At 46.7% G+C, this 14,006-nt stretch carries 15 protein-coding genes and 1 riboswitch; of the genes, 6 read left to right on the top strand and 9 right to left on the bottom strand.

Features of this window, described 5'->3' with window-relative positions; all coding sequences use genetic code 11:
* Positions 1-14: 14 nt before the first annotated feature.
* Positions 15-1,709: a methyl-accepting chemotaxis protein gene (locus BBB58_RS04715; RefSeq protein WP_074037875.1), complete on the bottom strand. Its 1,695-nt coding sequence runs from the start codon at positions 1,707-1,709 to the stop codon at positions 15-17.
* A 218-nt stretch (positions 1,710-1,927) separates the two neighbouring features.
* Here BBB58_RS04715 and BBB58_RS15330 point away from each other — a divergent pair, with 218 nt between their 5' ends.
* The 3 genes from BBB58_RS15330 to BBB58_RS04705 all read left to right on the top strand — a co-directional run bounded on the left by BBB58_RS15330 (position 1,928) and on the right by BBB58_RS04705 (position 4,231).
* Positions 1,928-2,227, top strand: a complete 300-nt coding sequence (locus tag BBB58_RS15330; protein WP_244150673.1) for a TVP38/TMEM64 family protein — start codon at positions 1,928-1,930, stop codon at positions 2,225-2,227.
* A 9-nt stretch (positions 2,228-2,236) separates the two neighbouring features.
* Positions 2,237-2,569 carry a TVP38/TMEM64 family protein gene (locus tag BBB58_RS15325; protein WP_276327314.1) on the top strand — a complete coding sequence of 111 codons (333 nt, stop codon included), beginning with the start codon at positions 2,237-2,239 and terminating at the stop codon, positions 2,567-2,569.
* 129 nt (positions 2,570-2,698) lie between these two features.
* A complete protein-coding gene (locus BBB58_RS04705; RefSeq protein ID WP_074035801.1) occupies positions 2,699-4,231 on the top strand; it encodes a methyl-accepting chemotaxis protein in 1,533 nt (510 codons plus the stop codon).
* 38 nt (positions 4,232-4,269) lie between these two features.
* Here the strand turns inward: BBB58_RS04705 and BBB58_RS04700 are convergent, their stop codons facing one another.
* The 6 genes from BBB58_RS04700 to kdpF are packed head-to-tail and all read right to left on the bottom strand — an operon-like array spanning position 4,270 to position 10,549.
* Positions 4,270-5,127, bottom strand: a complete 858-nt coding sequence (locus tag BBB58_RS04700) for an SDR family oxidoreductase (protein WP_047794858.1) — start codon at positions 5,125-5,127, stop codon at positions 4,270-4,272.
* Positions 5,128-5,186: 59 nt separating this feature from the next.
* Positions 5,187-6,266: a universal stress protein gene (locus BBB58_RS04695; protein WP_208606701.1), complete on the bottom strand. Its 1,080-nt coding sequence runs from the start codon at positions 6,264-6,266 to the stop codon at positions 5,187-5,189.
* Positions 6,266-6,757, bottom strand: a complete 492-nt coding sequence (locus BBB58_RS04690) for a potassium-transporting ATPase subunit C (RefSeq protein ID WP_074035797.1) — start codon at positions 6,755-6,757, stop codon at positions 6,266-6,268. Before BBB58_RS04690 ends, BBB58_RS04695 begins: the two co-directional genes overlap by 1 nt.
* Before the next feature lie 10 nt (positions 6,758-6,767).
* Positions 6,768-8,789 (bottom strand): potassium-transporting ATPase subunit KdpB, encoded by a 2,022-nt coding sequence (kdpB, locus tag BBB58_RS04685; protein ID WP_074035796.1) that lies wholly within the window; start codon positions 8,787-8,789, stop codon positions 6,768-6,770.
* Positions 8,790-8,808: 19 nt separating this feature from the next.
* Positions 8,809-10,446 (bottom strand): potassium-transporting ATPase subunit KdpA, encoded by a 1,638-nt coding sequence (gene kdpA / locus BBB58_RS04680; protein WP_074035795.1) that lies wholly within the window; start codon positions 10,444-10,446, stop codon positions 8,809-8,811.
* Positions 10,447-10,468: 22 nt separating this feature from the next.
* Complete coding sequence (gene kdpF, locus BBB58_RS15630; protein WP_353048210.1) at positions 10,469-10,549, bottom strand: K(+)-transporting ATPase subunit F; 81 nt, start codon at positions 10,547-10,549, stop codon at positions 10,469-10,471.
* A 211-nt stretch (positions 10,550-10,760) separates the two neighbouring features.
* Positions 10,761-10,903: riboswitch (cyclic di-AMP (ydaO/yuaA leader) on the bottom strand.
* A gap of 397 nt (positions 10,904-11,300) precedes the next feature.
* Here kdpF and BBB58_RS04670 point away from each other — a divergent pair.
* The 3 genes from BBB58_RS04670 to BBB58_RS15140 all read left to right on the top strand — a co-directional run bounded on the left by BBB58_RS04670 (position 11,301) and on the right by BBB58_RS15140 (position 13,194).
* Positions 11,301-11,921 carry a DedA family protein gene (locus tag BBB58_RS04670; protein ID WP_074035794.1) on the top strand — a complete coding sequence of 207 codons (621 nt, stop codon included), beginning with the start codon at positions 11,301-11,303 and terminating at the stop codon, positions 11,919-11,921.
* A gap of 106 nt (positions 11,922-12,027) precedes the next feature.
* Positions 12,028-12,945, top strand: a complete 918-nt coding sequence (locus tag BBB58_RS04665) for a TerC family protein (RefSeq protein ID WP_074035792.1) — start codon at positions 12,028-12,030, stop codon at positions 12,943-12,945.
* A gap of 87 nt (positions 12,946-13,032) precedes the next feature.
* Entirely contained in the window at positions 13,033-13,194 is a 162-nt protein-coding gene (locus tag BBB58_RS15140) for a hypothetical protein (RefSeq protein ID WP_159562944.1), read from the top strand.
* A gap of 45 nt (positions 13,195-13,239) precedes the next feature.
* On the opposite strand, the gene BBB58_RS15320 is transcribed toward BBB58_RS15140, so the two are convergent.
* Together BBB58_RS15320 and BBB58_RS15315 are read right to left on the bottom strand one after the other, a co-directional pair.
* The gene (locus BBB58_RS15320) at positions 13,240-13,692 is read right to left on the bottom strand and encodes a M23 family metallopeptidase (RefSeq protein ID WP_244150671.1); all 453 of its coding nucleotides are present in this window, start codon (positions 13,690-13,692) and stop codon (positions 13,240-13,242) included.
* A 48-nt stretch (positions 13,693-13,740) separates the two neighbouring features.
* Positions 13,741-13,956, bottom strand: a complete 216-nt coding sequence (locus BBB58_RS15315) for an SH3 domain-containing protein (protein WP_244150670.1) — start codon at positions 13,954-13,956, stop codon at positions 13,741-13,743.
* Positions 13,957-14,006 lie beyond the last annotated feature (50 nt).

Raw genomic sequence — 14,006 nt, 5'->3', positions numbered from 1 at the left:
CGGACTCTTTTCATTTACACAGTAAATCGATTCGTCATCTCTCGCATCTCATCCGCCATATTCGATAATTCTTGAGCGGCTGCCGTAATTTCTTCCATTGATGCCATCTGTTCTTCAGTAGCTGCTGATGTGTTCTCTGTTTCTGTGGCAGTCGATTCAGTAATTCCTTGAATCTCATTCACAGAGTTCAACACTTCTGTCGCTCCCGCCGCCATTTCTTGTACAGCACTGGACACTTCTTCTATTTGTTGCCCGACTTCTTCAATGGCCACTTTAATTTCATCAAACGCAACACCTGTCTGCCGCACGTTCGTCACACTCTGTCCCATATCACCTTCTACGACATGCATCGTCTCTACGGCATGCTTTGTTTCTGTCTGTGTGTGATGAATTAGAGAGGAAATTTGTTTGGTCGCATCGGCTGATTCTTCCGCAAGTTTTCGTACTTCTGCAGCAACGACTGCAAACCCACGTCCCTGATCTCCTGCGCGAGCTGCCTCGATTGCTGCATTTAATGCAAGTAAGTTCGTTTGCTCTGCAATTCCTGAAATGGTCCCACTGATTGTACCAATCTCTTGAGAACGAGTATTAAGCTGCTCAATGACTTGTTGCAACGTCTTCACTTTTTCATTCATCGCTTCAAGCTGATGTTCAAGCGTTTCGATTAGCTCATTCCCTGATTGTACTTTGTCCAATGCCCCTTCCGATAATACAGTCATCTGTTGAGCACGATCAGAGACTTGGTGAATGCCATTCGTCAATTCTGAAAGGGTACCATTTGAAGACTTGACCCGTTTCAACTGATGGAGTGAACCCGAAGCGATTTCTTCCATCGTCACAGCTACCATCTCTGTCGCTTTTGTCGTTTCTTCTACGTTATTTTTCAAATCGTCCGATGAAGTCGCCACACGCCCAGCAGTCGAAGTCACTCCACCAATCAACTCTCGTAAACTTTCTTTCATCTGATTGAATGACTGTGCGAGCGCCCCGATTTCATCGCGTGATGTGTATGTGCTATTGACTGTCAAATCCCCTTCACCGGCACGACTCATCAATACGTTCAATTCTTTCACCGGACCAACCACAAGGCGCGTGATGTAGACGCCTAATCCAATTGAAAGCGTAGCTCCCAAAATGACAAGACCCCAAAAGATAAACACAGCACGCTCTCGATCAGACCGCATCGTATCACTGGCCGTTTCCGCATCCACATTCAACTGATCCATAACTTCTTTCGCTGTCTCAACAAGCGCAAGTCGAATTGGTCGTAATTCTGTTCCATATTGTCGGTAAGCAGATTCATTTTCATTTCGTAATGCAGGTTGCAATACGACGTCTATGCTTTCCAAATATGCGTTCGTCTCCTCATTCAACTTTTCGATTCGACTCATTAATTCAGGATCTTCTGTCGAAATCGAATCATTAAATACTTCGAGATCGGTAACCATACTCTCCCGACGCTCTTCAATATTTTTTTGTTTTTCTTCATTTCGAGCACTTTCGGTCGTCAACATTAGTTCTAACAAGTGACTGTCGATTGCACGATTATCGGTTCTCAACTGTCCAATGGCACGAATCGGAATCAATCTCTCTTCGTATATCTTTTCTCCGGCATCAGCCATTCTTCCAATCAACACATGGCTTAACATTGAAATCATGACGAGTGTCACAACGAATAATGAAATCAATACTGTAAACTTCTTAGACATGCTTAAATTTTTTTTTTTTTTCCCTCCCATTCTATTTATCATGTCGAATTTGTGAAAAATGAAGCAATGTTTAGAAAGCATTGACCTAAGTTTCGATTCGGATAGCTACCCCTTTGCTCCACCTCGTTACACCTTTTGTAAGCCGGCTCGCATTTATGTTGCATGGAGATGCAGTATACTAACATCAGATACATTCGGTTACGAAAGGAGCGGACAACTTGTCACGACCACTCAAACTCACACTCTTTCTTCTCGTGTTTGGATCTTTGTTCTATATCACCCATTTCCACTATGAGTTGCGTCCGTCTGACATCCGGGACATCGTCTTGTCATTCGGATTTTGGGGTCCACTCTTCTTTATTTTTCTTTATGCCATCGGTCCGGTCGCATTTTTACCGACATCCGTCCTCTCGCTCGGAGCCGGACTCGCGTTCGGCGTATGGCCAGGTGTCCTCTATATCATTATTGGTGCAACTGCTGCTGCGACGACCGGTTATGTGATGGGGCGTTTTTTTTGACGCTCAGTCATCAACGTCGACCGCTATCCATGGTCAGAGAAACTGTTCACACAAATGGAGCGTCGTGGCTTTTTATATTTTTTTGTCCTCCGGCTCATCCCGCTCGTCAGTTTCGACTTACTTAGTTATGCCGGTGGAATCTCACGTGTTCGCTTCCGCGCCTTCGTACCGGCGACCGTGCTCGGCATGATCCCAGGTACGTTCGCCTACAGCTTCCTCGGGGCTAGCCTCGCCTCAGGCAATGTCACCACGATTTTCATTGCCGCGCTCGTCTTCGTCGGCTTGATTGTCGTGACGTACATCTTCCGAAAAACGGTTAAAAAATGGCTTGGATTGAATTGAAATTTTATGATGGAGAGCTTTATGCTCTTTTTTTGTGTATTGAACATGTAATCCGTATAAACTTCTATACTATTCATCCGATATGTATAGAGCTACAACAAATGAACACGAGAATGTGAGGAAAGAATGATGAGTTTGATTAAAAGAAATCAGTTGATGTTGTTGACGACGTTATTGATTGTGATGACGTCGGTTGTTGTCCATTTGCTACATCGTTTCACGGACTTTGCCTATGCGTATACGATTCTGCGAAACGGTGCGGACGGTTACGTGTACTCTGGAGTAACATGGGTCTTGTTCGCCCTTCCAATCATCTTCTTTGGAATGATGATCGTCACCGCTAAGCGAGAATCCGTAGCATTTCCTTATTGGATGATGCTGACACTCACCTTCGCAAGCATCTCGACCGTTGCTGGAGGACAAGGACTTGTTGAATATCACTTCTCCATTTTTGTTTTTTTGGCGATTTTGTCGTTTATGCGTCGCATCGACTTGATTTTGTATAGTGCCGGAATCTTTGCTGTGCAACATCTAGTCGGATACTTTTTAATCCCTGAGATGATTTGTGGAACAAGCGACTATCCGTTCAGTTTACTACTCGTCCATGCCGTGTACTTGATTCTTCTGAGTGTTGTGCTTGTCGCCCAAATCCACTTCCGTAATAACGAGACGCAACATGCCGAGGCACAGGAGCAAGAAACACGACAGTTGTTACAACAAGCGATTCATGATGTCAGCGCCCTCGTTCAATCGTTAAACAGTCACGCCGAAGAGCTTGAATCTGCCGCTAACCAGTCTCTTGAATCTGGTGAGCAAATCGCTGTCACGGTCGACCCGATTGTCGCGCATGCTTCATCCCAACAAACCTCCATGGTGCAAGGGGCAGATGAAATTCACTCGATTCGGTCTTTGACAGCGCTCATTCAAGAACGAATGGCTCAAACGGCCGCAGCATCCTCGCGCATCGCTAAAGATGCCCTTGCTGGGAACAAAGACATGCGACTAATGGAAACAAAAGTACAAGAAATCATTACCGAATCAGAACAACTCGACCGGATTGTTGCGACGATGTCGAATCGTTCAAATGAAATCCAAGGAATCTTGCAACAAGTCGGTTCGATCAGTGAACAGACGAACATGCTCGCCTTGAATGCATCTATTGAAGCGGCTCGTGCCGGTGAGGCTGGACGAGGATTCGCCGTTGTCGCCTCCGAAGTCGGGAAACTCGCTGTCCAATCGCGTGAATATGCATCCGAGATGACCCGAGTCCTCGGTGGATTGATGGAAGATACGACTGTCGTCTCGAAGTCCGCTCACCTCTTCAAACAAGCGACCGAAAACTGTCAAACGGTCACGAACGATGTGACGGCTGTCTTTGGCCGTCTTACAGAAGATGTATCAGAAATCGACGAACAAATTGCTTCGATTCAAGAGACACGCCAGCGGGTCACGACACAGATGGAAGCACTCGAAACACGACTTGAATCGACGAAATATGCGGCGAATGAACTTCAACAACAGATTCACCATGTTGCCGCAGCAACGGAAGAGCAAGTCGCCATTCAAAAAGAACTCAGCTCGATGTCGGACCGACTCGCTCTAACCGCGAATTCGCTTGAAGACGTGACGACTCAACTCGAGGATCACGCCACTCGCGCCTAACACAAATGCCCTCGACCAAGTGGTCGAGGGCATTTTACTTATCGGTCGAGCAATTGACGAATTCCTTCTTGAAGAGGTGTGACCGGGCGTCCGAGAACCGGTTCGAAGTCACTCTCATGAATTTCGAGCGTTCCTTGACGAATGCTTCGCTGAATCCCCGCAAGAATCGCAACGACTTCCTCTGGCAATCCAGCCCCGCGCATCGTCTCTTCGTATGCCTCGAGACTCAACTCCTGCATCATCACTTCACGACCTAACACTTCACTGAGCGCGTCTACAAGATCTTGCTGGGTATGAAGTGGTCCTGATAGCTCGTAGACCGCATTGTCCTGTTGTTCTTTTAACAGAACATTCGATGCGGCTTCCGCGTAATCTTGTTGCAGTGCCCATCCGACTTTCCCATCTCGAGCCGCCGTGATCCATGGTGCCCCGTCAATCACCGCTTGAATGCTTGATAACTCGTTCTCTAAGTACCAGTTGTTCCGTAAGAATGCATACGGAATACCGGACTCGACAATCGCTTCCTCTGTGACGACATGTGGGGGTGCCATCAAGTTTTCACTGTCTGTCGCATCGGCGAGACTCGTGTAGGCAATGAATGAGACACCTGCCCGTTTCGCCGCCTCGACCGCGTTCGTATGTTGACGAATCCGCGTATCGTTATCGCCATCTGCCGAGATGATCAAGAGACGCTCAACTCCTTTGAACGCTTCATCGAGTGTGTCTGGCTGATCAAAATCACCGTGTCGCACATCAACGCCACGCTCTTTAAGAGACGCCGCCTTCTCCGGATTCCGTACACTTACAGCGAGCTCACTCGCATCAATCGATTTGAGTAGTTCCTCTACAATTTTCGAGCCGAGTTTCCCCGTTGCTCCTGTGACTAAATATTTCATAAAACCCCTCCTTTGTTCGCATGATTCACTCTTCCCGTTCATACGACCCGTCACACCTGTCACGTTTGATCCGAGACGATATGGATGTCCACCTGCTTCAATTCCCGCATGATGACATTCACAATCGACCCGCGCATGACTTCTTGCCAGCGTGTCCTTGCTGATTGTCCAAGAATCAATTGGGTAATGCGTTTTTCTCGTGCCGTAGTCGTTAAACTCTTCGTTAGTTCTTTCCTCGGTACATTCAAGACAATCACTTCTGCCTGGAATGATGCACCTTGCTCTCGAACTTCTTTTAGAATGGCAGTCTGCTCAGGTGTCAATTTTCTCTCCTCACCATGGAGGACAGACAAGATATAAAGTTTCGCTTTGAGTCGACTCGCCATGCGAAATCCTCGATAGATCAAATGTCTCGCATTGTCATTGAGCTGAATACAGACCATGATCCTCTCTTGGAGGAGCGTCGGATCAGACACCACATTTTTTTTTTTTTTATAGACTTGATCATCGACTTCATCCGCTACTTGTCGAAGCGCAATCTCACGCAGACTCGATAGATTGGTCAGCGTAAAAAATGACGACAGACTTTGTTCAATTTTGTCCGGTCGATAAATCTTCCCTTGTCTCATCCGCTCTTGTAACGTCTGCGGCGTCACATCGACGAGCAGAATCTCATCAGCCTGATTGAGGAACAGATCTGGAATCCGTTCTCTTACCTCTACGCCTGTGATGCCTTTCACGGTCAACAGTAGACTCTCAAAATGCTGAATATTAACGGCCGCATATACATCGATTCCGTTCTCTAACAACACCTGCACGTCCTGGTATCGCTTTGCCCGCACTGAGCCTGGGGCATTCGTATGAGCCAACTCATCAACGAGGACGATATCAGGATGAAACGATAAGATGGTCTCGACGTCTAACTCTTTCAGTTCGTGTCCTTTATAAAATAGCGAAAGAAGAGGGACGATTGGCAAATCGCCAATCATCGCCTCTGTTTCGTTTCGTCCATGTGTCTCAATCAATCCAATCATGACCGAGACCCCTTCTTGCTGACGAGCCCGTGCATCTGCCAACATTTTATACGTTTTGCCTACACCCGGTGCGGCTCCGATATAAAGTCGAAGTTTGCCTCGCATCAGTTCAACTCATCTAGTGCAAGATTCATCATCAAGACATTGACGTACGATTCACCCTCAGCCGTGTCTTGAATGACGCCTTCGACTTCAGCCGTCGCCATCGAACGTGCGTCGCTGATACGATCGACTTGTGACATCGCATGTTCTATCGAGATATGCGGATCAAGTCCAGATCCGGATGTCTCAATCGCTCCCGCAAGTTCGGGATCGTGTTTCGGACGGTCCGGATTACTTTCTGCCATGTTATCGCCGCCCGATTGACCAGTGAGTTGATCGACTGCTGTTGGTCGGCCGTGGAAGTAACCTTCCGAAACGAAAGGTTGTGCGATCCACTTTGATCCAATCTGTTCACCATCGCGTTCAATCAAACTACCTTCAGCTTGACTCGGAAATAGTGCCTGACCTGCCACTGTTAAAGCGAGTGGATAAGCCACACCGCATAAGATCATCGTCAAACTGACGACGATACCTGCTTGTTTTATAGAAGACATTCGGTCCACCTCACATGAATAAGTTTAAGACGATGTCGAGCGATTTGATTCCCAAAAACGGGACAATCACACCACCGACACCATAAACGAGTAAATTTCGACGTAACAACTTCTCGGGACCGACCGGGTCGTAACGAACCCCTTTCATCGCAACTGGAATGAGAAGTGGGATGATCAAGGCATTGAACAAAAGTGCGGCCAAGATGGCTGACTCAGGTGAGCCGAGACGCATCACGTTCAACCAATCCATCTCTGGGATAAATGCAACGAACATAGCCGGCAAGATGGCGAAGTATTTGGCCACATCGTTCGCAATCGAGAACGTCGTCAAAGCCCCGCGTGTCATCAGTAACTGCTTACCGATTTCGACCACTTCAATGATTTTGGTCGGATCCGAATCTAAATCAATCATATTCGCCGCTTCTTTCGCGGCCTGTGTCCCCGAGTTCATGGCGAGACCGACGTCTGCCTGTGCGAGCGCCGGGGCATCATTCGTACCGTCCCCCGTCATTGCGACAAGATGACCTGCTTTTTGTTCTGCTTTGATGACACGAATCTTATCTTCTGGTTTACATTCCGCTACGAATTCATCGACACCAGCTTCGCGTGCAATCGTCGCGGCCGTCAACGGATTATCTCCCGTGCACATGATGGTCTTGATTCCCATCTGACGCAAGCGATCGAAGCGTTCACGCATACCCGGTTTCACCGTATCTTTCAAGTGAATCACGCCGACAATCCGTGCATCTTCTGAGATGACGAGCGGTGTGCCGCCTTCTTTCGAAATCGCATCGACTTGATCCTGTAAGTCGCTCGGAATCATCCCACCTTGAGCACTCACCCAGTCAATGACGGCGGACGCCGCACCTTTTCGGACACGTCGACCGTCTGCCAAGTCGAGTCCCGACATACGTGTTTCTGCTTTGAATGGAATGATCACCGCATCTTGTTTCGGTGACTCATCTAATTCTCCCCAACGTTCTTTTGCAAGCGTCAATACAGAGCGCCCCTCTGGTGTCTCGTCTTCCAAAGACGTCAAGACGGCGACTCCAAGCGCTTGCGAAGCTGTGATTCCTTCTACTGGAAGGACTTCAAATGCCATCCGGTTTCCGAACGTGATGGTCCCCGTCTTATCTAAAATGATGGTTCGAATGTCTCCAGCCGCCTCAACGGCTTTCCCGCTCATCGCAATGACATTGAATCGCGTGACCCGGTCCATTCCGGCAATCCCGATGGCGGATAAGAGTCCACCAATCGTTGTCGGAATGAGACAAACGAGAAGTGCAATTAAAATGGGTGGTGACAATTGGAAGCCGAGATAGTTCGTAAACGCAGGGAGTGTCAAAACGACGAGTAAGAAAATCATACTGAGCGAAACAAGAAGCAGGGACAAGGCAATCTCATTCGGTGTTTTTTGACGTTTCGAGCCCTCGACAAGGGTAATCATCTGGTCAAGGAACGATTCACCTGGGTTGCTTGTAATCTCGACCTCAATCCGGTCACTGACGACAAGCGTTCCCCCGATGACGGAAGAGAAGTCTCCGCCAGACTCTTTAATCACTGGCGCCGATTCCCCTGTAATCGCAGATTCATCAATCGAAGCAAGCCCGGCGATAATTTCGCCGTCTCCCGGCAGGTAGTCTCCGGCGCGCACTTCGACGATATCTCCTTTTCGAAGGAGCGACGAAGCGACTTCTTCAATCCCATCTTTCACAATTCGACGTGCCATCACATCATTTTTAGATGCTCGAAGGGTAGCTGCCTGCGCCTTCCCTCGTCCTTCTGCAATCGCTTCGGCAAAATTGGCGAACCATAACGTGACGAGCAAAATGAGCGTCACTGCCAAGTGAAATCCTCGCATCTCGTCTGACAGCATCGTATAAACGAGCGATAATAAGAATCCGCCCCATACGAGGAACATGACCGGTTGTTTCACCATCGTCCGTGGATCTAGTTTTTTGACTCCGTCCCACATGGCAGCAACAATTAAGCTCGTGTCAAAGCGGCGTGTCTGTTTTTCTAGTTCATTCATCTTCTATTCTCTCCTATGTTCAACGTATCATGAGCCATTCGGCGAATGGTCCAAGCAACAACACTGGTAAAAAGGTCAAGGCACCGACAGTGACAATCACACCGAACAGAAGTGATGTAAATAGCGGCGTGTCGGTCCGAAGTGCCCCATCGTCCGTGACACGTGGTTTCATTTGAAGGCTACCTGCCATCGCCACCATTAATAAAAGCGGAATATATCGACCGAAGAACATCGCAAAGCCTGCCGTGATATTCCAAAACGGCGTCGCATCCAATAAACCTTCGAATCCGGATCCGTTGTTGGCGACAGCGGATGTATACTCATACAAGATTTGTGAAATCCCATGAGGTCCCGCATTCGTGATGGCGTCCTGTCCTGGCTGTACAACGAGCGCCAAAGCCGTAAATCCTAAAATAAGGAGTGGGGAAACAAGAAGCGTTAATGCGACAAGCTTCATCTCGCGTCCCTCGATTTTCTTCCCGAGCACGGTTGGCGTCTGTCCAATCAAGAAAGCTGCGACAAAAATGGTGATGATTACATACATCATCAAATTCATAAACCCGGCACCGACCCCACCAAAGACAACGTTCAACATCATGTTTCCCATCAAGATGATGCCGCTAAGAGATGGAAGCGAGTCGTGCATCGCATTGACTGCGCCAGTCTCAGCAGCTGTCGTCACCGCACCGTAAAGCGCTGTACCAATTGCCCCGAAGCGCATCTCTTGTCCATGTAAAGAGGGGTTCGAGTACAAAGTGGCGTACATGGCCACTGTTCCAATGACGAACAAGAAAAGCATGACACCAAAGTAAAGGAATCCTTGTTTTCGTTTCTTCGCCATCGACCCGTAGATGAACGGCAATGACATCGGTAATAAGAGCATCAAGAAAAGATGGATGTAATTCGTCCACTTGCTTGGGTTTTCAAATGGATGCGCACCATTTACCGCATAGTAGCCCCCACCGTTATTCCCGAGCTGTTTGATGACCTCAAATGATGCGATCGGTCCTCGTTGAATCGTTTGGCTCGCCCCTTCGAGCGTTGTGACGACAGCATTCGGACTAAGGGTTTGTGGGACACCAAACGCAATCAAAAACATACCGAAAAATAAGCTGATTGGTAAGAGCACGTACACGATGACGCGTACAAAGTCGAAATAGAACTGACCAATCTGCTTTCCAAGAATCGCTCGAATGAAAGCCAGCGCCATCGTCAATGCCATCGTTGGCGCCACGAACATGAGTGTCGATAAGACGAACATCTGTGATAAGTGAGAGAGCGCCTCACCTGAATAGTGCTGTTGGTCTGTATTGGTCATAAAACTGATGACCGTATGGAAGGCTAGATGCCAGTCTAAGTTGACGGCCCCATTCGGATTGAAGGGCAACACTCCTTGAAAGCGAAGCAACACATAACCAATCAATAAAAATAGTAAATTGAGTGTCAAAAAATCTTTTGCATAGCCAAACCATGTTTGCTTTTCACGCTCATTTATTCGAAGACGACGTGTAATTCTTGTCTCGAGCGCTTTCCCGACATAGTTTGGTCGTTCTTGAATCGGTACAAACCGCCGTCCAATATAGCCACCTAACATGGCACTGGCTGTCATCGTGATTGTGATGAGCAGACTCAATGTGATGATGAATGTAACCCACATCTTTCGTCATTCTCCTCTATCCTTAAAATTTTTCTGGTTTTAGTAATGCAACGGTCAAGTAAGCGAGATACCCAATTCCAATTGCCAAAAGCACGATATACATGTCGTCACCCCTGTTCATTCCAGTGCATCCGATCAATCGAGCGAATCATCACATTCATAGACGCCACTAAACCAATCAGTAAAGCGATTGCGAATAAATCAGTCATTTTAACAACCTCTTTTTTTATTTTTTTAACTTAATTTAACATTAGAAACGAACAAAAAACCACAGGAGCAAGAAACGGCTCCAGTGGCATATCACTGCATGAGTCGGATCCCCCTAATAACGCCTACGAGGTTAGCTGTCGGATTCGGGCTTGCCTAGGTTGGCCCTACCTCACTTGAGGATTCACCCCAGTCCAGATTGGACGGTGGGTCCCCCGCTTCCGTCTCCGGAACTCGGCGAAAAGATTTCAACAATACGTATGAAGTTGATGAGATGGATGTTACGCCGATTCAAAATGACTGTAAATAACTTTTCATAAAAATTTTTTTAACTTAAATTGTCAGATTTATCCGAATGCTTTTTGTGAAATGAATATGATTATTCATAAATTTTTTTTTTCCTAGTTTCTTCATACTTAATTTGCAGTTCAGAAAATCACGCATCGAAGTCACTCCGTATATTTGTGGTCACTTCTGCGATATATGTAAGAATAATCACTTTCAAGTGAGTTTGACCTTGAAATTACTCTTAAGTGACATCAAAAAATCGTTTAAAAACACTTTACATCTTAGGATGGATGTCCAAATCGTCGTCATTCGACTTATTGTTGATGGAGAATATGAATTAGGTAGGAGACGATCACGGTATGGAGCAATGGATTCAACAAGTCATTGAACAGTTTGGTTATTTCGGAGTCATGTTTCTCATTTTTATTGAGAATGTGTTCCCCCCAATCCCATCCGAATTAATCTTAATTTTTGGCGGTTTTTTCACAACTACAACCACACTCAATCCTATTTGGATGATTGTTGTGGCAACAGTCGGAGCACTCCTAGGTGCCGTCGTCCTTTATGGGATTGGACTTTTACTGGACCGAGAACGTCTCGAGTCATTCATCACCCGTTACGGCAAAAGAATTTATCTGAAAATAGAAGATGTTCGAATGGCTGATCGCTGGTTTGATCGATTCGGTCCAAAATTAGTATTCTTCGGTCGGTTCGTTCCCGTCGTACGCAGTTTGATTTCGATTCCAGCCGGTATGTCGAATATGCCGTTCCTTCAATTTATCGTGTTGACGACATGCGGGACGCTCATTTGGAACACGGTACTCATTTTTATTGGTGTTGTAGTCGGCGAGAATTGGCAAGTTTGGTTAGGGTATATCGAAATGTATTCACATGTGATGTATATGTTTTTAGGATTCACAATAATCGCTGTTGTCGGTTGGACGGCTCGCATAGTGTTAAGAAGACGCTCTACACATTGACCACTCCTTTTCGAGTGGTTTTTTATTTTTTTGCTTGACTTTGAGTTCTTATGAACTTAAATTAAATATATAGAAGTTCATATGACCTTAAAAGGAGGAATTGTTGTTGACCCTACTCATCGGGTTCTTACTCATCGTCATCTTCATGCTCGCACTTGACCTCGGGGTGTTCCACCGTAAAGCGCACGAAGTCTCGCTCCGCGAAGCATGGACATGGACGTTTGTCTGGATTGGGATTGCCATCGCATTCGGAGGATGGTTGTTCTTCACGCAAGGAAGTACAGCCGCAACGGAATATGCGAGCGTCTACTTTATCGAAAAGGCACTTGCCATTGATAATGTCTTCGTCTTCTCACTTGTTTTTGTTTATTTCGCCATCCCACTCAAGTATCAACACAAGGTACTGTTCTGGGGGATTCTCGGAGCGATTTTCTTCCGCGCTGTCTTCATCGTCGCTGGCGTATCCCTTTTAGAAAACTTCGGTTGGGTCTACTACGTGTTCGGAGCGTTTCTCGTTTATACAGGGTGGATGATGTATAAGAATATCGGGAAAGACGAGTCACTTGAAGAAAACAAGACGATTCGTTGGCTCGAGCGACGCCTCCCCATCACACAAGATATCTCATCCGGGAAGTTCACGAAGCGCATCAATGGGAAGTTGTTCTTCACGCCACTCTTCATCGCGCTCATCTTTATCGAATTGTCGGATATCGTCTTCGCTGTCGATTCGGTCGCTGCAAGTTTCGCGTATTCACGTGACCCGTATATCATCTTCTATGCGAACATCATGGCGATTCTCGGACTTCGTAGCCTCTACTTCGTCCTCGCCAACTTGATCGACCGCTTCTACTATTTGAAACACGGTCTCAGCTTCATGCTCGTCTTCATCGGGGCGAAGATGATTTTCGGTGATGTGTACAAGATGCCGATTTGGATGTCTCTTGGAACCATCGTTCTCGTCATCCTGATTAGCGTCCTCTATAGTTTCTACAAAACGAAACCTGGTTCGTCTAAACACGTATAATGAATCAATCAGTCCATTTCGTCGGTGTTCTTTCTTTGAAAATCGGGTAATCATTGAGGTGCACAACTACAGAAAAGGGGATTCAATATGTTTGATCGAATTGGCCTCATGAGTATCGGTCTCGTCTTCGGGATCATCCTTATGTTACTTTTCAATAATCTATTCGGATTGGTGTTCGGTATCGTCCTTGGTGTCAGCTTCATCGCCGCCAACCAAATCGAACGAAACAAACAAACAACATGGCATTAACCAAAAAGCACGCGCTCCCATTGTTTGAGAGCGCGTGCTTTTATGTCAAAACATTGTATACGGATTGATACTGTTAGCAGGAGATGAACTGCTATACACATAGCTGTTCCGATGCACTTCGAAGTGGAGATGATTCCCGAACGAGTTACCGGTATTCCCGACCGTTCCAATCGTTGCTCCTTTTGCTAACGTTTGTCCTGTAACGACATTGAGGCGATCAAGGTGTGCGTATACAGTAATATATGTTTGTCCATTCAACTGATGGCTCATCATGATGTGGTTACCGTAAGCCCCATAGTTCCGAGAAACGATGACTTTTCCATAAGCGGCTGACACGACCGGTGTTCCTCTTGGAGCAGCCAAGTCGATACCGTTATGGAACGTATAACCGTACTGCCCGCTCGCCGGACCATACTTTTGTGTCAACGTCCCTTTTGTCGGGATGATCATTTTCGCAGTCGATGTGGTTGAAAGCGTGGAGACACTGTACTTCTTCACATATGTACTGGATACGTAGCGGGATGTCCCGTTGAAATTGATTTTTGTTCATCCCCCGCTCACGCCGAGATATTTGAAGGATTGTCCCAACTTCGCACTGCCGACGATTGCATACGTCGTGCCCGGGCCCGAACGGACGTTTAAACTGTTAGTCGTGACTTTGACATAATACGTGGTAGCAGCTTCAGCCGGGGTACCTGTCGGAGTGAAGATTCCGACTGTGAGAAGAACGGCACAGAAGAGAGAGAGCATCTTTCGTTTCATGATGTGGTAAATCCTTTCAATTATGTATTTAAATTTTTATTTTTTATATT

The organism is Exiguobacterium profundum (assembly GCF_001909285.1).
Taxonomy (GTDB): domain Bacteria; phylum Bacillota; class Bacilli; order Exiguobacteriales; family Exiguobacteriaceae; genus Exiguobacterium; species Exiguobacterium profundum.
The sequence above is the reverse complement of the archived record's forward strand: the minus strand, read 5'-3'. Positions and strand labels throughout refer to the sequence as shown.

Coding starts and splice junctions, on each gene's coding strand:
- kdpB (WP_074035796.1), bottom strand. CDS start 8,789: ATGAATGAACTAGAAAAACAGACACGCCGCTTTGACACGAGCTTAATT.
- BBB58_RS04695 (WP_208606701.1), bottom strand. CDS start 6,266: ATGCGAGGCAAACTTCGACTTTATATCGGAGCCGCACCGGGTGTAGGC.
- BBB58_RS04715 (WP_074037875.1), bottom strand. CDS start 1,709: ATGTCTAAGAAGTTTACAGTATTGATTTCATTATTCGTTGTGACACTC.
- kdpF (WP_353048210.1), bottom strand. CDS start 10,549: ATGTATATCGTGCTTTTGGCAATTGGAATTGGGTATCTCGCTTACTTG.
- BBB58_RS15315 (WP_244150670.1), bottom strand. CDS start 13,956: ATGAAACGAAAGATGCTCTCTCTCTTCTGTGCCGTTCTTCTCACAGTC.
- BBB58_RS04700 (WP_047794858.1), bottom strand. CDS start 5,127: ATGAAATATTTAGTCACAGGAGCAACGGGGAAACTCGGCTCGAAAATT.
- BBB58_RS04670 (WP_074035794.1), top strand. CDS start 11,301: ATGGAGCAATGGATTCAACAAGTCATTGAACAGTTTGGTTATTTCGGA.
- BBB58_RS04705 (WP_074035801.1), top strand. CDS start 2,699: ATGAGTTTGATTAAAAGAAATCAGTTGATGTTGTTGACGACGTTATTG.
- kdpA (WP_074035795.1), bottom strand. CDS start 10,446: ATGTGGGTTACATTCATCATCACATTGAGTCTGCTCATCACAATCACG.
- BBB58_RS04690 (WP_074035797.1), bottom strand. CDS start 6,757: ATGTCTTCTATAAAACAAGCAGGTATCGTCGTCAGTTTGACGATGATC.
- BBB58_RS15140 (WP_159562944.1), top strand. CDS start 13,033: ATGTTTGATCGAATTGGCCTCATGAGTATCGGTCTCGTCTTCGGGATC.